The organism is Mycolicibacterium boenickei (assembly GCF_010731295.1).
Classification (GTDB): domain Bacteria; phylum Actinomycetota; class Actinomycetes; order Mycobacteriales; family Mycobacteriaceae; genus Mycobacterium; species Mycobacterium boenickei.
Genome location: NZ_AP022579.1, coordinates 224015 through 239343, shown reverse-complemented (window position 1 = coordinate 239343; position 15329 = coordinate 224015). Strand labels below are relative to the sequence as shown.

Here is a 15329-nt window from a genome sequence, read left to right as displayed (position 1 = left end):
AATGCCTGCATCATCAGCGTCGCGGCGCGCGACCATCTCGTTCGGTTTCTGGCTGGCCGGCGCCGTGTTGTTGATCGTCGGCGGCATGATCGCCGCCTCGGCGTCCTGGCCCAGCGCCCAGAGCACGCTGTTCCGCTGTGTCGGTGTGCTCACCGCGCTCGCCGGGGTGGGGCTGGCGTACCTGGCGGGCCGCAGCCGTTCGGGTGACGCGCGGTATCTGCGGGCCGCGATTGCGCTGTCCATGGCGATAGTGGTGGTGGTCGCGTTGATCGCGGCGTTCAGTCTGGCTCCGGTGCACATCCTGACGTTGCTCGCGCTGCTCCTGGTGATCGTGGGCAGCGGCGTGAGCACGGTGTCGCTGCGAAGGGGTGACGATGGTGAGTGAGCCGGTGAACGAGGTTGCCTCCGAGGTGCTGTTCTACGAGCAGGGGGCGAGCTGGGCCTGGCTGTTGTTGGGCCCGTTCGCGGGGGTCGGTATGGCGGTGCTGCAGATGACCGGCGGATACGGTCGTGACCTGTGGATCCCGGTCGTGTTCCTGCTGCTGGTGTCGGTATTCGTGGCCATCCAGATCAAGGCCGCCCGGATTCACACCTCGGTCGAGCTGACTGCCGAGACCCTGCGGCAGGGGGCCGAGACGCTGCGGGTCGAGGAGATCGTGCTGATCTACCCCGAGGCGTCGGGTTCGGAGTCGCCCAAATGGCAATCCGCCCGTGCGCTGGGTGAGCTGTCGGGGGTGCCGAAGGGCCGCACCGGCATTGGGCTGAAACTGGCAGGCGGCCGTACCGCCCAGGCCTGGGCGCGCAAGCATCGGAAGCTGCGGGAAGCGCTCACGCCGCTGGTCGAGGAGCGCACCCCGTGAAACGCCGGGCCGTGCTGGAGTTCGTGGTGGCCGTCCTTGCGGCGGTGGGTTGTGTGCTGAGCTGGATCGCTGCGTCGACGACGATCGAGGTGGCGCCCGTGCTCGACGGCGAGCCACCGACTACCGCGATCAGTTATTCGGCGCCGCTGCTGGTGTTGGCATTGGTGCTGGCCGGTCTGGCCGGGGTGTTGACCGTGCTCGGCCTCGCCCGGTTGCGCCGCTGACGCCGTGACCGATTGGCATCCTGTTTCGCACGGTGAATCCGGGGCCGGGGTGTTCCGCAGTGCCGATGGTGCCCGTTACGCCAAGGTGGTCGGTCCGGCGGCGGTCGCGGATCTGGCAGCGGAGCGCGACCGGGTGGCCTGGGTGCACGGCCGCGGTCTTCCGGTTCCCTCGCTGATCGACTGGGACCTCACCGAGGACGGGGGAGCGGTCCTGATCACCAGCGCCGTCGGCGGCGTCGGGGCTGATCGGCTCAGCGAGACGACGCTGCGGTCGGTCTGGCCCGCGGTGGTCGAGTCGGTCCGCGCCCTGCACGGCATCGCGGTCGACGACTGTCCGTTTCGGCGCGACCTCGACGAGATGCTGTCGTGGGCCAGATCCGTCGTCGCCGTGGGTGCGGTCAACCCCGAGTTTCTGCGCGCCGAAGACCGGGACGTCTCGCCGGCCGAGCTGCTGATGCGGGTCGAACGCGAGGCGGACCTACGTCGCCGCCAGGAGGTGGCCGATCAGGTGGTATGCCACGGTGACCTGTGCCTGCCCAACATCCTCATCGACCCCGATCGGCTCACGGTCGAGGGCTTCGTCGACCTGGGCCGGCTCGGCGTCGCGGACCGGCACGCCGATCTGGCGTTGCTGCTGGCCAATACCGCCGACAGCGTTCCGGGATTCGCCGAGGATGCCGCGGCGGGCCTGGCGGCGGGTTATCCGGCGGAAGTGGACCCGGAGCGTCTGCGCTTCTATCTCGCGCTCGATCCGCTCACCTGGGGGTGACAGCCCAGGGCGCGGTTCAGGAATCGAGCCAGGCCAGCTCATCGGACAAGTGCGCGCGCCAGAAGTCCTGATCGTGTCCGCCGGGGTAGAAGCCGACGGCCGGGGTCCTGGGCAGTTGGTTGACGAACATTCGGGTCGCCGCGTAAAACCCGTCGCCGGTGCCGCAGTCGATGCGGAGCGGGATCGACCCCAGCGCCGGTGGCAATCTCAGCGCTGAGTTCTGCTGCCAGTCTTCGAGGCTGTCGAAGGCGTCGGCCGGCGCGCCCCAGTACGTCAGGTACAGCGCCGGGCTGATCGCACAGACCGCCGCGGTGCGCGCGGCGCCCAGTCTGGCACCCAACAGCATGGCGCCGTAGCCGCCCATCGACCAGCCCATGAAGGCCACTCGCGAGGTGTCGATGCCCTTGGTGGCCAGCATCGGGATCAGTTCGTTGAGCACCATCGCGCCGGAGTCCCCGCCAGAGGCTCGACGGCGCCAGAACGAGTTGCCGCCGTCGACACTGACCACTGCGAACGGCGGACGGCCTGCCGCGGTCAGCCGGGCCAGCGCCTCCGGAATGCCCAGGTCCATCACGCCTGCGGCATCGTTGTCCATGCCGTGCAGGGCGATCACCGGACGCAATCGGCCGTGCTGGCCCGGCGGGCGGGCGATGATCCAGTTGGTTTCGACTCCGCCGCGGGCTGCGGAGGTGAACGACCCCGATTCGCGGGTCGGTAACGGGCTGCCCGCTGGGGCCGTCTGGTTGGGGCTCGGAGAAGCGCGGGGCGTAGCCGGACCGAGCAGGCTGCCCAAGGTCAGCAATCCTGCGGCGCCCGCACCGGTGACGCCTAGACGCAGCGCGTCGCGGCGGGTCAGCGAGGTCACCTGCGCATCATTCCAACGGTGGGTCTCAGCCCGGGACACGGTGCGGCAACAGCGCGATAACGCCGCCCGGTCCTGGCCGTGAGCGCCGTCACAGACCACTTGGTACAAAGTGCGAAATCTGTAACACTGTGTACATGACCGAACTGGCCGAGCAGCCGCAGCAGACCGATGCCCTGCTACTGGGCCCGCAATCGCTGGTCTGGAAGTACTTCGGCGACAACCGGATGTACCTGATCGGGCCACGGCCCGCGGTGCTCCAGAACATGCTGGCCGAGCTCGGCCAGGGCGTGCTGGACCATTCGACGTTCTTCTCCGACACCGCCGAGCGGCTCAAGCGGACCATCCCGCCGATCTACCGGACCGTGTACGGCACCGAGGATGAGAACGCCGGCACCCAGGTGCGCGACTTCCACCACCACGTCAAGGGCGATATGCCGGACGGTTCCCGCTACCACGCACTGGATCCCGACACGTACTTCTGGGCGCATGCGACGTTCGTCGAGCAGGTCCTCTACTTCGCCGACACCTTCGTGAAGCGGCTCAGCGACGCGGAGAAGGAGCAGATCTACCTGGAGTCCAAGACCTGGTACCGGCGCTACGGGGTCAGTGACCGGCCGATGCCGGCGACCTACGCCGAGTTCGAGCAGTATTGGGACCGGATGATGAACGAGGTGGCGGTCCCGCACAAGTCCGCTCGCTACGGCGTCGGCTACGTCACCAAGGGCTTTCCCTGCCCCAAGGCGGTGCACCCGGCGGTATGGCGTGTGGTCGCCACAGTGTTCAACCCTGCCGCGGCCTTCCTGACGGCAGGCGGCCTGCCGCCCCGCGCCCGCGACCTGCTCGACCTGCCGTGGAGCGAGCGGCAGGAACGCAACTACCAGCGGTTCGCGGCGTTCTGGCGGTCCCGTCCGGTGAACTGGGTGTGGGATCATCTACCGATGAGCGTGCGCTACAACAAATTTGCGCAAAAGGGCTATGCCCGCACCTGATTCGGTGACGGCAATCCTGGACGCGGCGCTCGTCGAATTCGAGCGGCACGGCCTGCGCCGCGTCGCGCTCGACGACGTCGCGCGCCGGGCCGGCGTCAGCCGCACCACGATCTATCGCCGGTTCGCCAACCGTGACGAGCTGGTCGCGGCGGTGATCGAGCGGGAGAACGTCGCGTTGTTCGCCGACATCGCCGAGGAACTGAAAAATGATGGGCCGCAATCAAATTGCCGTGTCGGATCAAACTACTATGTCGAAGCGTTCACGCTGTCGATTCTGCGGTTCCGCCGTCACCACGTGCTCAACCAGCTGATCGCCGATGAACCGGCACTCGTGATGGAGATGCTGCACACCCACTACGGCGCCGCGATCGAGCGCATGGCCGCGGCGCTCAAGGTGATCTTCCCGGCCGGATTCGCCGAGCGGATCGGCGAGCAGGCCGTCAACGACCTGGCCGACACCATCCTGCGTTATGCCGGAATGGTGCTGCTGCTGCCCAGCGTCGAACCCCTCGACACCCCCGAGGATCTCCGGGCGTTCGCGACCCGCCATTTCCTGCCCAGCCTGCCGGCCTCGCTTCGCACGGTCTCGGCCTGATCGGCTGGCCTATCGGCGGCGTCGAAGTGTTTGGCGACAGGCACTTTCGGGCAGTCGACAGTATGACTACCGACAAACCGCCACCTGTCAGCGAAGAGAACCGCAAGGAAGCCGAGCGCGTCATGAGGTCCTATGACGACTCCCGGCCCACCGTCACCCTGCCGGGTAGCCACGGCACGGTATCCGGCACCGCTGTCAACGACTGGGTCGATGACCACGGCAACCCCATCTACGGCCGCGCCGATCAGGAGCGGTAACCGCGAACCTGCGCCGCCGCGGGTCGCACCATGCCTACTGTGGCTGATGTGACTGCTACCCCGCTGGAACGGATTGCCCCTGCCTTCGTGACGATGGCCCACGAGATCGTGTGGGCCTCGGTCGCCACCGTCGACGCCGACGGTCAACCTCGCAGCCGCATCCTGCACCCGATCTGGGAGTGGGACGGAACTGATCTGTTCGGTTGGGTCGCAACGGTGCCCAGCCCGGTCAAGCGGGCACATCTGGCGGTGCATCCGCACGTCTCGGTCAGTTACTGGACCACCAACCACGACACCTGCGCCGCTGACTGCCTGGTGGAGTGGTACACCGACGACGAGACCTGCACTCAGGTCTGGGACCGGTTCGCCAATGGCCCGGCGCCGGTGGGGTATGACCCGTACATCATCCCGCAATGGAGCGACGGACCGACCTCGGACCAGTTCGCGGCCCTTCGGTTGACCCCGTACCGGCTACGGGTGATGCCGGGCACCGTGATGACGGCGGGCTCCGGTGAAGTATTGAACTGGCGGGCGTGAATCCCGCCAGTTCGACATTATTGCGGACAATTTTTCTCACCGCGTAATGCGCAATTATTTCGACTGAATGGCGAAATAGAATGCACCATTTTCGGTGTTTGTGTAGTGCAGAATAATGGCGCGCATTCACCCCGAATCAAGTGCGGGCGGGTGGGGTGTGATCAAACGGGTGGGCGGTAAATCGGCAGCCCAGACTGCTAGGCGCGGTCCGGCCGCTTCCGCCTGGGGATGGTCTCGCCGGCCTCGGCGGCCTTCGTGCGTTTTGCCGCCCGCCGCTCCTTGATGGTCATCGCCGGTTTTTTGGGAGAACGCCCCTGGGATTTATCAGCCATCGTTGCTCCTTTTCTCGCAAACAATCACTGAGCCCGACCATACATCAGAAAAAAATAAAAGCCAGCCGGCCGTTTTCCGACGGCCGACTGGCTCTTTTCGACTGCTACGCGGGCCGGTGCCGGACCTTGGGGGTGGCGCTGTCGTGCCCGAGATGCAGCCCCGGCGCCAGCATCCCGACGCGGTGCCGGTAGTCGCGGTATTGATCACCCAGGGCGTCCACCAGGTCGCGTTCTTCGAGCTGGATCGCCACCAGGATGTAGGCGGTGCTGACGCCCGCGAACAGCAGATGCCCGGCCGTCATCGTCGGGGTGGCCCAGAATGCCACGATGAACCCGGCCATGATCGGGTGCCGGATCACCCGGTAGAACATCACCGTCTGGAAGCGCAGTTCCTCATAGGGCCGGCCGCGCCAGTTCAGCCATACCTGTCGCAGACCGAACAGGTCGAAGTGGTTGATCATGAACGTCGAGGCGAACACAGTGGCCCAGCCCGCCCAGAACAAAGCCCACAGAATCACCCGTCCCGCAGTGGATTCCACGTTCCACACGATCGCGGGCATGGTGCGCCACTGCCAGTACAGGAGCAACAGCGCGAGGCTGGACAGCAATACGTACGTGCTGCGTTCAATGGCGTGCGGGATGATCCGCGTCCACCGGTCCTTGAACCAGGTCCTGGCCATCACGCTGTGCTGGACGGCGAAGACCGACAGCAGCAGCAGGTTGACGAGCACCGCCTCGGCGATGGGTGCGGCGATGCCGGAATCGACCGTGCGCGGCACCACGAAATTGCCGACGAATCCGATCGCATAGAGGAACGCCACCACGAACAGGAGATAGCTCGCGATGCCGTAGCCGATGATGAGTAGGCGCTTCATGGTGACCTCCTGCCACCGATGGGACAGATGCCGCGCCCTGCTGCCGACCGCAGTAGTGGCTTATCTACGGTAGACCTTGTATCCCCAGGTGAACAGGGGTTTACCGGCGGCGTCCGCGCCTTCGGGATTGGTCGTCCTACGCGGAACGCTCCGCCTTGGCGGCCTCACGGGCGAGCATGCGGTCGCGTTGCTCCTCGAACCTGAGCACCTGCTTCTGCAGATCCTCCAGATAGGTGGCGAGTTGCTCGCGGCGCTTCTCGCCGACCGCACTCACGTCGTTGCGCTCGAAGATCCGCCATTTCTTGACGTTGGGCATCACGACCTCTTCGAGGTGCTGGCGCAGGTCATAGATGCCGTGCTTGGCCATGATCACGCTGTTGCGGCGCCAGTTGGGCATTCCCCGGCCGGGCATCCGGAAACCTTCGATGATGGCGCAAACCGCCTCCATCGCCTGGTCTGGTGCGAGGTCGAAACCGGCGGAGAACACGTTGCGGTAGAACACCATGTGCAGGTTCTCGTCGGTCGCGACGCGCTGCAGCATCGACTCGGCGAGGGGGTCGTCGCAGATCTTGCCGGTGTTGCGGTGGCTGACGCGGGTGGCGAGTTCCTGCAGGGTGGCGTACGCCGCGATCATCAGCGGGCCCGGCTCGTGGATCTCGCGCTCTTCCTCGTCGGGGTCGTAGCCGTTGCGCATGTGCTCCATGCGCATGCGCTCCAACGCGACGGGGTCCACTCCGCGGGTGACGACGAGGTAGTCGCGGATGACGATGCCGTGGCGGTTTTCCTCGGCGGTCCACTGGTTGACCCAGTGCCCCCATGCCCGGTCGAGAGAGAAGTGATTGGCGGCCCCGCGGTGGTAGGACGGCAGGTTGTCCTCGGTGAGCAGATTGGTGATCATCGCGACCTTGGCGACTTCGGACAGACCCGACTGCTCCGGTGCCCAGTCTTCGCCGCCCAGAGCCGCAAAGTTACGGCCGAGGTCCCACGGAACGTAGTCGTGCGGATGCCACTCCTTGGCGACCTTCAAATGATGATTGAGGCCTTCTTCGGCTACCGGCTCAAGTTCCTTGAGGATCTCGTCGTCGGTTAGATGTCTCTGCACAGGTCCCCTCCGGTGTGGCCTGACCTTCGCGGCGGGTACGAACTTGGCGGCGCAATCGGCCAGGCGGTGTTGCCGAGCGTCGAACTCGGTCGATCCCAGCGACGCTTGAAATGCGCCCACATCGGGTGTGGCCTCGACATCGACGCGCTGTCTCACCCGTGCAGAACTGGCTCCCCCAGTTGGCGGCGGGACTCCGAACACCTTAGCTGTCGAAGTTGTTATCGCAACCGGCCAGCTCGCCGGACATGGCGATCGCCGTCGGCCTTCGGGCGCGAGTCGGCTGGATCAACCGGTTCGGGACCGTTTCTGGTTCAACAGGTCATGTCGGTCCGCCTCGGACAGGCCACCCCACACTCCGAACGGTTCGGCGATCCCGAGGGCATGTGTCCGGCATTGCGTGAGGACCGGACATTCCCGGCACAGCGCTTTGGCCCGGTGTTCGCGATTCAATCGAGCGCGACCGCGTTCTCCCTCGGGGGAGAAGAACACCGAGGCATCCATCCCTCGGCATCTCGCGTGCAGTTGCCAATGCCGTTGGTCCGCGTCGCCATGTGCCACGAATTCCATCCCAGCGGCTCAGGTGGCCGCAGGCCGGGTCGTTCACGACTTCTATACGGGTGCAACGAGATTCTGCACGGTCTCTTGACGTGCGCGTTCAGGGGTCCTGTAAGGATTCGAGCGTTCGTCGTCAAGAAACCGTTGAGATCGGCGCCGAGTGCCCGTTGCCCCGGTAGACCGGCAGATATGCGAGACGAAACACCGATGGCCGCACTGATTCCGCCCGGGCGCTCACGGCGGAAACCGCGATGAGCGAGATGTTCCAGATCATCGCGCTGATGTCGGTGCCCGTCGCGATATTGCTCGGTCTGCGCCGCGTGGTGATCTGTCAGAACCGTCGGCTCGATGCGCAGGCCTGCGCGGTCCCGCTGGTGACAACTAGACCTTCTTGAGCAGCACGGCCTGTTCGAAGGGCAGCCGCGCGAAGACCTTTTGCACCCGGCCCTTGACGTGCTCGGCGGCCTCGGCCTTGGACACCACCCGAGGGTCACGGACCTCGATGGTCTTGCCGTGGCGGCGGATCCGGGCGTGACCCGCCGAGGTGATGTTCTTCAGCCAGTCCCGGTCGGGGCCGTAGGTCAGCATGATGGCAACGCCGTCGTCGGTGCTGAACACGCTCAACGGAGTCCGGTAGGTCTTCCCGGATTTCCGGCCGACGTGCTCCAAGATGCCGAACGTCGGCGCCCAGCCAGCCCACAGGCGCTGGATGGGGTTGGTCACATGACGGTTGAACCGGGCCAGCGATTGCGGTAGCTGCATATCCCCATCAAACTCGTGGGTTATGGCCTACCTCAAGCCCCCGTGGTTTGTTCGCGCAGTGTTCAACAAGATCGCGATGGCCACCGGCATCGGCCACAGCGAGACCCTCACCGTGACCACCCGGGTCAGCAAACAGCCGCAGCAGATCCCGGTTGTGGTTCCCGTGGTTGACGGCGTCAAGTACCTGGTCTCCACGCGTGGCGAATCGGAATGGGTGCGCAACATCCGGGCCAACCCGACGGTGACGCTCGGCAAGGCCAGTTACCTCGCGGCCGAGGTCCCGGTGGAGCAGCGGGCACCGATCATCGCCGCTTACCGTCCGCTGGCAGGCAAGGTGGTCGAGGGTTACTTTCGCGACCTGCCCGACGACGCCGACCACCCGGTGTTCGCGCTGACGCCGGCTGGGTGACCCCGCCCACTACACCCTGTAGTTGACGCATTTGCACCTGCTGGGACACTGGTGGCCATGCGTGTTGACGAACCGCACACTCAGCGATCGGCCCAGCTGTTCGCCGACGCCTGCGCAGTTATCCCCGGTGGAGTGAACTCGCCGGTGCGTGCCTTCAACTCCGTCGGCGGCACCCCCAGGTTCATCACCTCGGCCAACGGCTACTGGCTGACCGATGCCGACGGGAACCGCTACGTCGACCTGGTCTGCTCGTGGGGGCCGATGCTGCTGGGTCACGCGCACCCGGCGGTGGTGGAGGCCGTGCAGAAGGTGGCGGCGGACGGCCTGAGCTTCGGCGCCCCGACTCCTTCGGAGACCGAGCTGGCTGCCGAGATCATCGACCGGGTCGCTCCGGTCGAGCGGCTGCGCCTGGTGAACTCGGGTACCGAGGCCACCATGAGCGCCATCCGGCTGGCCCGTGGCTACACCGGGCGCGCCAAGATCATCAAGTTCTCGGGCTGCTACCACGGCCACAGCGACGCGCTGTTGGCCGATGCCGGCTCGGGTGTGGCCACGTTGGGCCTGCCGTCCTCGCCCGGTGTCACCGGGGCGGCGGCAGCCGACACCATCGTGCTGCCGTACAACAACGTCGAGGCCCTGGAAGAGATCTTCGGCCGGTTCGGCGACGAGATCGCTTGTGTCATCACCGAAGCCAGCCCCGGCAACATGGGCACGGTGCCGCCGCTGCCCGGTTTCAACGCGGAGCTGCGCCGGATCACCGCGGCCCACGGTGCGCTGCTGATCCTCGACGAGGTGATGACGGGCTTCCGGGTGAGCCGGGCCGGCTGGTACGGGCTCGATCCCGTCGACGCCGACCTGTTCACCTTCGGGAAGGTGATGAGCGGCGGATTGCCTGCCGCGGCGTTCGGCGGCAGTGCCGAGGTGATGGGGCGACTGGCCCCGCTGGGCCCGGTCTACCAGGCCGGAACCTTGTCCGGTAACCCGGTGGCGATGGCGGCCGGGCTGGCCACGCTGCGCAATGCGGACGACGCGGCATACGCCCGGGTCGACGCCAACGCCGATCGGCTGGCCGGCCTGCTCACCGGTGCCCTGACCGATGCCGGGGTGGCCCACCGGGTGCAGCGTGCGGGCAGCATGCTCAGCGTGTTCTTCACCGACGAGCAGGTCGACGACTTCGCCGCGGCCAAGGCCACCGAAACCTGGCGCTTCCCACCGTTCTTCCATGCGCTGCTGGAGGCTGGGGTCTACCCGCCGTGCAGCGCCTTCGAAACCTGGTTCGTCTCAGCGGCTTTGGATGACGACGCGTTCTCCCGCATCGCCGATGCGCTGCCCGGTGCGGCCCGTGCCGCCGCGGAGGCCAAGCAGTGACGACCAGAACGACCGTGCATGTGATGCGGCACGGCGAGGTGTTCAACCCGGAGAAGGTGCTCTACGGCCGGCTGCCCGGCTACCACCTGTCCGAGCGCGGCCAGGCCCAGGCGCGGGCCGCCGCGGACTGGCTGGCCGGCCGCGACATCGTCTACGTGGTGGCCTCTCCGTTGGAGCGGGCGCAGGAAACGGCCACGCCGATCGCCGAAAGCCATGGGCTGCCGATCCTCACCGACGAAGGGCTCATCGAGTCGTGGAACATGTTCGAGGGAGAGCGGGTGGCGCCGGGCGACGGTGCCCTGCGCGATCCGCGGAACTGGCCACGGCTGCGAAATCCGATGAAGCCGTCCTGGGGTGAGCCCTACGACGAGATCGCGCCCAGGATGATGGCGGCGATGCACCGGGCCCGGGAGAAGGCGGCCGGGCACGAGGCGGTCTGCGTCAGCCACCAGCTCCCGGTCGAGACGCTGCGCCGCGCGATGACGGGACGCAAGCTCGCTCACCTGCCGTTGCCGCACAGCCGGTTGTGCAATCTGTCCTCGATCACGTCGTTCACCTTCGACGACGACAAACTGATCCGATGGGGCTACACGGAGCCCTGGGGAATCTGAATGAGGTCGTCTCTCGCCCGGGTGAGTGCGGCGGTGCTGGCAGGGCTGGTGCTGCTCACCGCATGCTCGACGGGTGACGACGCGGTCGCCCAGGGCGGCACATTCGAGTTCGTCGCCCCCGGCGGCAAGACCGACATCTTCTACGACCCGCCCGAAAAGCGCAGCACGCCAGGCAAACTGAGCGGTCCTGAGCTCACCGACCCGAACAAGACGATCTCGCTGGACGATTTCGCCGGCAAGGTCGTGGTGATCAACGTGTGGGGCCAGTGGTGTGGGCCGTGCCGCGCCGAGATCGGTCAGCTCCAAAAGGTCTATGACGCCACCCGCGACAAGGGCGTGGCATTTCTCGGTATCGACGTGCGGGACAACAACCGTGATGCCGCAGTCGATTTCGTCACCGACCGCAAGGTCACCTTCCCGTCCATCTACGACCCGCCGATGCGCACCATGATCGCGTTCGGCGGCAAGTACCCGACCACGGTGATCCCGTCGACCGTGGTGCTGGACCGTCAGCACCGGGTGGCCGCGGTGTTCCTGCGTGAACTGCTGGCCGAGGATCTGCAACCGGTGGTCGAGCGGTTGGCGGCCGAAGGGCAGCAGCCATGACCGGATTCGCCGAGATCGCCGCGGCCGGGCCGGTGCTGCTGGCACTGGGCATCAGCGTGCTGGCCGGGCTGGTGTCGTTCGCTTCGCCGTGCGTGGTGCCGCTGGTGCCCGGCTATCTGTCCTATCTGGCCGCGGTGGTCGGGGTCGACGAGTCCGACGCCGCGTCAGGTGCGGTCGGCGTCAAGACCGCACGCCTGCGGGTGGCCGGCGCGGCCGCATTGTTCGTCGCGGGATTCACCGTGGTGTTCCTGCTCGGCGCGGTGGCGGTGCTGGGCATGACCACCACGCTGATCGCCAATCAGGTTCTGCTGCAACGCATCGGTGGCGTCGTCACGATCGTGATGGGTCTGGTCTTCGTCGGTTTCATCCCGGCGCTGCAGCGGCAGGCGCGGTTCGCGCCGCGGCAGTGGTCCACGATGGCCGGCGCCCCGCTGCTGGGTGCGGTGTTCGCGCTGGGGTGGACGCCGTGCCTGGGCCCGACGTTGACCGGCGTGATCGCGGTGGCCTCGGCCACCGACGGCGCGAGCGTGGCGCGCGGCGTGGTGCTGGTGCTGGCGTACTGCCTCGGGTTGGGCATCCCGTTCGTGCTGCTGGCCCTCGGGTCGGCGCGGGCGGTGCAGGGTCTGGGCTGGTTGCGCCGGCACACCCGGACCATCCAGATCTTCGGCGGGGTGCTGCTGATCCTGGTGGGGACCGCGCTCGTGACGGGGTTGTGGAATGAGTTCGTGTCGTGGGTGCGTGACGCCTTCGTCAGTGACGTGAGGCTGCCGATCTGATGGTTACTTCTGACTCGCGAGCAGACACAAAACTGCCCAAAAATCCGCGTTTTGGGGCAGTTTCACGTCTGCTCGCGCTGGTTCGGAACACCTGGCGCACCCTGACCTCGATGGGCACCGCGCTGGTGCTGCTGTTCCTGCTGGCGCTCGGCGCGATCCCGGGTGCGTTGTTGCCGCAACGCAGCCTCAACGAGTCCAAGGTCGACGAATACCTGGCCGCCCATCCCACGCTGGGGCCGTGGCTGGACCGGGTGCAGGCGTTCGACGTGTTCTCCAGCTTCTGGTTCACCGCGATCTACGTGTTGCTGTTCATCTCTCTGGTGGGCTGCCTGACCCCCCGGATGATCGAGCATTTCCGCAGCCTGCGGGCAGTACCCGTGCCGGCGCCGCGCAATCTGGGCCGGCTGCCCAAGCACCATGCCGAGCAGGTGAGCGCCGACGCCGACGAGGTCGCCGAGACCGTGACGCGGCGGTTGAAGGGCTGGCGCAAGGTCACCCGCAAGCAAGAGGACGGGATCACCGAGATCTCGGCCGAGAAGGGCTATCTGCGCGAGTTCGGCAACATCGTCTTCCACTTCTCGCTGCTGGGCCTGCTGGCCGCGGTGGCCGCGGGCAAGCTGTTCGGCTACGAGGGCAACGTCATCGTCATCGCAGACGGCGGCCCCGGGTTCTGCACCGCCTCACCGGCGGCGTTCGACTCCTTCCGGGCCGGCAACACCGTCGACGGCACCTCGCTGAGCCCGATCTGCCTGCGGGTCAATGACTTCGACGCGCACTATCTGCCCACCGGGCAGGCATTGTCGTTCGCTGCCAACATCGACTACCAGTCCGGTGCGGATCTGTCCGCCGACACCTGGCGTTCCTACCGCCTCGAGGTCAACCACCCGCTGCGCATCGGTGGCGATCGCGTCTACCTGCAGGGTCACGGTTACGCGCCGACGTTCACGGTGACGTTCCCCGACGGCCAGCAGCGCACCCAGACCATCCAGTGGCGCCCCGAGGAACAGATGACGCTGCTGTCCTCCGGGGTCGTGCGCATCGACCCGCCGGCCGGCACGTATCCCGACGCCGACGAGCGGCGCAAGCACCAGGTCGCGATCCAGGGTCTGTTCGCGCCGACGAAGCAACTTGAGGGCACACTGCTGTCGTCGAGTTTCCCGGCGCTCAACGACCCGGCCGTCGCCATCGACATCTACCGCGGTGACACCGGCCTGGACACCGGCAGGCCGCAGTCGCTGTTCTCGCTCGATCCCCGGTTGATCGAACGCAAGCAGCTGACCAAGGCCGCCCGCGTCAACCTGGTCGCGGGCCAGGACACCCGGCTCGACGACGGCACCAAGGTCCGGTTCGACGGCGCCGTGCCGTTCGTGAACCTGCAGGTGTCGCACGACCCGGCGCAGGTCTGGGTGCTGGTGTTCGCGATGTCGATGATGGGCGGGTTGCTGGTGTCGTTGGTGGTGCGCCGGCGCCGCGTCTGGGTTCGGATCCAACCCGCGAATGCAGGTACGGTGAACGTCGAGCTGGGCGGGCTGGCCCGTACCGACAACTCCGGTTGGGGCGATGAGTTCGAGAAGCTGACCGCGCGGCTGTTGGAGGGCTACCACGACGCGCCGGCGGTAGAAGAGAAGGCGGAGCAGTGAATACCGAGCACATCGACATCGGGCTGGCCAGGTACTCCGACTGGGCGTTCACGTCGTCGGTGGTGGTCCTGGTCGGGGCACTGATCCTGCTCGCCGTCGAACTTGCCTACAGCCGCGGTCGTCGCGTCGAGACCCGGGAGCTCGTGGGCGCAACCGTAGGCGCGGACAGCGCCACCCCCGGGGTCGTCGCCGAGGTGCCCCGGCGCCCGTTCGACGAGCGGGTCGGCAAGACCGGTCTGGCGCTCACCTACGTCGGCATCGGCATGCTGTTCATCTGCATCGTGTTGCGCGGCCTGGCCACCTCGCGGGTGCCGTGGGGCAACATGTACGAGTTCATCAACCTGACCAGCTTCTGCGGGCTGATCGCGGCCGCGGTCGTGCTGCGCAAGCCGCAGTACCGCGCGCTGTGGGTGTTCGTGCTGGTTCCGGTGCTGATCTTGTTGACGGTGTCCGGGCGCTGGCTGTACTCCAACGCCGCCCCCGTGATGCCGGCCCTGCAGTCCTACTGGCTGCCCATCCACGTGTCGGTGGTCAGTCTCGGTTCCGGGGTGTTCCTGGTGGCCGGGGTGGCCAGCATCCTGTTCCTGCTGAAGATGTCGCCGCTGGCCGACCGCGAGAACGCGTTCGGACGGATCCTCCAGCGGCTGCCCGATGCGCAGACCCTCGACCGCATCGCCTACCGCACCACGATCTTCGCGTTCCCGATCTTCGGCTTCGGCGTGATCTTCGGCGCCATCTGGGCCGAGGAGGCCTGGGGCCGCTACTGGGGCTGGGATCCCAAGGAGACGGTGTCGTTCATCGCGTGGGTGGTGTACGCGGCGTATCTGCACGCCCGCTCGACCGCAGGCTGGCGGGACCGCAAGGCGGCCTGGATCAACGTCGTTGGCTTCGTCGCGATGGTGTTCAACCTGTTCTTCATCAACCTGGTGACCGTCGGCCTGCATTCGTACGCGGGGGTTGGCTAGACACCGCCAGATTGGTGAACGTCCGGTCGGATTGTGTGGAGAAGAGGGGATTTCGTGTCCGAGCCAGTGTCAGAACCGGTGCAGGAGTCTGAGTCTGAGCCAGTGGCTGCGCCGTCCGAAACGCCGGAGCCTGCCGCACAGGACAACAGCGAATCGGCGCCGGAAGCCTCGGCCGGCGAATCGACCGTGATCCATCAGGCGGCCCCGCCCGCTGCCGACGCACCGCCCGCAC

Annotated in this window: 22 protein-coding genes; 16 read left to right on the top strand and 6 right to left on the bottom strand. The window is 66.8% G+C overall.

Features of this window, described 5'->3' with window-relative positions; all coding sequences use genetic code 11:
- The first annotated feature begins 1 nt into the window (after position 1).
- From G6N57_RS01125 to G6N57_RS01110, 4 genes are read left to right on the top strand one after another with little or no spacing between them, the layout of a single operon-like run.
- Positions 2-385: a hypothetical protein gene (locus G6N57_RS01125; RefSeq protein ID WP_077742479.1), complete on the top strand. Its 384-nt coding sequence runs from the start codon at positions 2-4 to the stop codon at positions 383-385.
- Complete coding sequence (locus G6N57_RS01120; protein ID WP_077742478.1) at positions 375-860, top strand: transport-regulating membrane protein Mce1N; 486 nt, start codon at positions 375-377, stop codon at positions 858-860. The genes G6N57_RS01125 and G6N57_RS01120 overlap by 11 nt, the downstream gene beginning before the upstream one ends.
- Positions 857-1084: a hypothetical protein gene (locus G6N57_RS01115; RefSeq protein WP_077742477.1), complete on the top strand. Its 228-nt coding sequence runs from the start codon at positions 857-859 to the stop codon at positions 1082-1084. Before G6N57_RS01120 ends, G6N57_RS01115 begins: the two co-directional genes overlap by 4 nt.
- Before the next feature lie 4 nt (positions 1085-1088).
- Positions 1089-1853, top strand: a complete 765-nt coding sequence (locus G6N57_RS01110) for an APH(3'') family aminoglycoside O-phosphotransferase (RefSeq protein ID WP_077742476.1) — start codon at positions 1089-1091, stop codon at positions 1851-1853.
- 16 nt (positions 1854-1869) lie between these two features.
- On the opposite strand, the gene G6N57_RS01105 is transcribed toward G6N57_RS01110, so the two are convergent.
- Entirely contained in the window at positions 1870-2718 is an 849-nt protein-coding gene (locus tag G6N57_RS01105) for an alpha/beta hydrolase (protein ID WP_077742475.1), read from the bottom strand.
- A gap of 134 nt (positions 2719-2852) precedes the next feature.
- Here G6N57_RS01105 and G6N57_RS01100 point away from each other — a divergent pair, with 134 nt between their 5' ends.
- The 4 genes from G6N57_RS01100 to G6N57_RS01085 all read left to right on the top strand — a co-directional run bounded on the left by G6N57_RS01100 (position 2853) and on the right by G6N57_RS01085 (position 5096).
- Positions 2853-3707: an oxygenase MpaB family protein gene (locus G6N57_RS01100; RefSeq protein ID WP_077742474.1), complete on the top strand. Its 855-nt coding sequence runs from the start codon at positions 2853-2855 to the stop codon at positions 3705-3707.
- Positions 3694-4302 carry a TetR/AcrR family transcriptional regulator gene (locus G6N57_RS01095; protein ID WP_077742473.1) on the top strand — a complete coding sequence of 203 codons (609 nt, stop codon included), beginning with the start codon at positions 3694-3696 and terminating at the stop codon, positions 4300-4302. The genes G6N57_RS01100 and G6N57_RS01095 overlap by 14 nt, the downstream gene beginning before the upstream one ends.
- 62 nt (positions 4303-4364) lie before the next feature.
- Positions 4365-4559, top strand: coding sequence for a hypothetical protein (locus G6N57_RS01090; RefSeq protein WP_077742472.1), 195 nt, complete (start codon positions 4365-4367; stop codon positions 4557-4559).
- Positions 4560-4652: 93 nt separating this feature from the next.
- Positions 4653-5096 (top strand): pyridoxamine 5'-phosphate oxidase family protein, encoded by a 444-nt coding sequence (locus tag G6N57_RS01085; protein WP_174814540.1) that lies wholly within the window; start codon positions 4653-4655, stop codon positions 5094-5096.
- A 197-nt stretch (positions 5097-5293) separates the two neighbouring features.
- On the opposite strand, the gene G6N57_RS32185 is transcribed toward G6N57_RS01085, so the two are convergent.
- The 4 genes from G6N57_RS32185 to G6N57_RS01070 form a co-directional block, all read right to left on the bottom strand.
- Entirely contained in the window at positions 5294-5428 is a 135-nt protein-coding gene (locus G6N57_RS32185) for a hypothetical protein (RefSeq protein WP_097925923.1), read from the bottom strand.
- 104 nt (positions 5429-5532) lie between these two features.
- The gene (gene mddA, locus G6N57_RS01080; protein ID WP_077742470.1) at positions 5533-6303 is read right to left on the bottom strand and encodes a methanethiol S-methyltransferase; all 771 of its coding nucleotides are present in this window, start codon (positions 6301-6303) and stop codon (positions 5533-5535) included.
- A 136-nt stretch (positions 6304-6439) separates the two neighbouring features.
- Positions 6440-7405: an acyl-ACP desaturase gene (locus tag G6N57_RS01075; protein ID WP_055111570.1), complete on the bottom strand. Its 966-nt coding sequence runs from the start codon at positions 7403-7405 to the stop codon at positions 6440-6442.
- Between the two features lie 285 nt (positions 7406-7690).
- Complete coding sequence (locus tag G6N57_RS01070) at positions 7691-7972, bottom strand: WhiB family transcriptional regulator (protein WP_077742469.1); 282 nt, start codon at positions 7970-7972, stop codon at positions 7691-7693.
- Between the two features lie 239 nt (positions 7973-8211).
- On the opposite strand from G6N57_RS01070, the gene G6N57_RS01065 reads away from it, so the two are divergent.
- Entirely contained in the window at positions 8212-8355 is a 144-nt protein-coding gene (locus G6N57_RS01065) for a hypothetical protein (protein WP_162564000.1), read from the top strand.
- Here G6N57_RS01065 and G6N57_RS01060 read toward each other — a convergent pair.
- Positions 8342-8722: a nitroreductase family deazaflavin-dependent oxidoreductase gene (locus G6N57_RS01060; protein WP_077742468.1), complete on the bottom strand. Its 381-nt coding sequence runs from the start codon at positions 8720-8722 to the stop codon at positions 8342-8344. The genes G6N57_RS01065 and G6N57_RS01060 overlap by 14 nt on opposite strands.
- 22 nt (positions 8723-8744) lie before the next feature.
- On the opposite strand from G6N57_RS01060, the gene G6N57_RS01055 reads away from it, so the two are divergent.
- The 7 genes from G6N57_RS01055 to ccsB are packed head-to-tail and all read left to right on the top strand — an operon-like array spanning position 8745 to position 15097.
- The gene (locus tag G6N57_RS01055) at positions 8745-9131 is read left to right on the top strand and encodes a nitroreductase/quinone reductase family protein (protein WP_077742467.1); all 387 of its coding nucleotides are present in this window, start codon (positions 8745-8747) and stop codon (positions 9129-9131) included.
- 57 nt (positions 9132-9188) lie between these two features.
- Positions 9189-10499 carry a glutamate-1-semialdehyde 2,1-aminomutase gene (gene hemL / locus G6N57_RS01050; protein ID WP_077742669.1) on the top strand — a complete coding sequence of 437 codons (1311 nt, stop codon included), beginning with the start codon at positions 9189-9191 and terminating at the stop codon, positions 10497-10499.
- 23 nt (positions 10500-10522) lie between these two features.
- Complete coding sequence (locus G6N57_RS01045; protein ID WP_077742670.1) at positions 10523-11110, top strand: histidine phosphatase family protein; 588 nt, start codon at positions 10523-10525, stop codon at positions 11108-11110.
- Positions 11111-11716 carry a TlpA disulfide reductase family protein gene (locus G6N57_RS01040; RefSeq protein ID WP_077742466.1) on the top strand — a complete coding sequence of 202 codons (606 nt, stop codon included), beginning with the start codon at positions 11111-11113 and terminating at the stop codon, positions 11714-11716. It begins immediately after the preceding gene.
- Positions 11713-12492, top strand: a complete 780-nt coding sequence (locus G6N57_RS01035) for a cytochrome c biogenesis CcdA family protein (RefSeq protein ID WP_075921927.1) — start codon at positions 11713-11715, stop codon at positions 12490-12492. The genes G6N57_RS01040 and G6N57_RS01035 overlap by 4 nt, the downstream gene beginning before the upstream one ends.
- The gene (gene resB, locus G6N57_RS01030; RefSeq protein ID WP_077742465.1) at positions 12492-14132 is read left to right on the top strand and encodes a cytochrome c biogenesis protein ResB; all 1641 of its coding nucleotides are present in this window, start codon (positions 12492-12494) and stop codon (positions 14130-14132) included. Before G6N57_RS01035 ends, resB begins: the two co-directional genes overlap by 1 nt.
- Entirely contained in the window at positions 14129-15097 is a 969-nt protein-coding gene (ccsB, locus tag G6N57_RS01025; RefSeq protein ID WP_077742464.1) for a c-type cytochrome biogenesis protein CcsB, read from the top strand. Before resB ends, ccsB begins: the two co-directional genes overlap by 4 nt.
- The last annotated feature ends 232 nt before the right edge of the window (positions 15098-15329 follow it).

What these genes read in the sequence shown, in the direction of transcription:
- G6N57_RS01055 (WP_077742467.1), top strand. Translation starts at nt 8,745, where the DNA reads ATGGCCTACCTCAAGCCCCCGTGGTTTGTTCGCGCAGTGTTCAACAAG.
- hemL (WP_077742669.1), top strand. Translation starts at nt 9,189, where the DNA reads ATGCGTGTTGACGAACCGCACACTCAGCGATCGGCCCAGCTGTTCGCC.
- G6N57_RS01070 (WP_077742469.1), bottom strand. Translation starts at nt 7,972, where the DNA reads ATGGAATTCGTGGCACATGGCGACGCGGACCAACGGCATTGGCAACTG.
- G6N57_RS01065 (WP_162564000.1), top strand. Translation starts at nt 8,212, where the DNA reads ATGAGCGAGATGTTCCAGATCATCGCGCTGATGTCGGTGCCCGTCGCG.
- G6N57_RS01035 (WP_075921927.1), top strand. Translation starts at nt 11,713, where the DNA reads ATGACCGGATTCGCCGAGATCGCCGCGGCCGGGCCGGTGCTGCTGGCA.
- mddA (WP_077742470.1), bottom strand. Translation starts at nt 6,303, where the DNA reads ATGAAGCGCCTACTCATCATCGGCTACGGCATCGCGAGCTATCTCCTG.
- G6N57_RS32185 (WP_097925923.1), bottom strand. Translation starts at nt 5,428, where the DNA reads ATGGCTGATAAATCCCAGGGGCGTTCTCCCAAAAAACCGGCGATGACC.
- G6N57_RS01090 (WP_077742472.1), top strand. Translation starts at nt 4,365, where the DNA reads ATGACTACCGACAAACCGCCACCTGTCAGCGAAGAGAACCGCAAGGAA.
- G6N57_RS01040 (WP_077742466.1), top strand. Translation starts at nt 11,111, where the DNA reads ATGAGGTCGTCTCTCGCCCGGGTGAGTGCGGCGGTGCTGGCAGGGCTG.
- G6N57_RS01085 (WP_174814540.1), top strand. Translation starts at nt 4,653, where the DNA reads ATGGCCCACGAGATCGTGTGGGCCTCGGTCGCCACCGTCGACGCCGAC.
- resB (WP_077742465.1), top strand. Translation starts at nt 12,492, where the DNA reads ATGGTTACTTCTGACTCGCGAGCAGACACAAAACTGCCCAAAAATCCG.
- G6N57_RS01045 (WP_077742670.1), top strand. Translation starts at nt 10,523, where the DNA reads ATGCGGCACGGCGAGGTGTTCAACCCGGAGAAGGTGCTCTACGGCCGG.
- G6N57_RS01095 (WP_077742473.1), top strand. Translation starts at nt 3,694, where the DNA reads ATGCCCGCACCTGATTCGGTGACGGCAATCCTGGACGCGGCGCTCGTC.
- G6N57_RS01060 (WP_077742468.1), bottom strand. Translation starts at nt 8,722, where the DNA reads ATGCAGCTACCGCAATCGCTGGCCCGGTTCAACCGTCATGTGACCAAC.
- G6N57_RS01120 (WP_077742478.1), top strand. Translation starts at nt 375, where the DNA reads ATGGTGAGTGAGCCGGTGAACGAGGTTGCCTCCGAGGTGCTGTTCTAC.
- G6N57_RS01125 (WP_077742479.1), top strand. Translation starts at nt 2, where the DNA reads ATGCCTGCATCATCAGCGTCGCGGCGCGCGACCATCTCGTTCGGTTTC.
- G6N57_RS01100 (WP_077742474.1), top strand. Translation starts at nt 2,853, where the DNA reads ATGACCGAACTGGCCGAGCAGCCGCAGCAGACCGATGCCCTGCTACTG.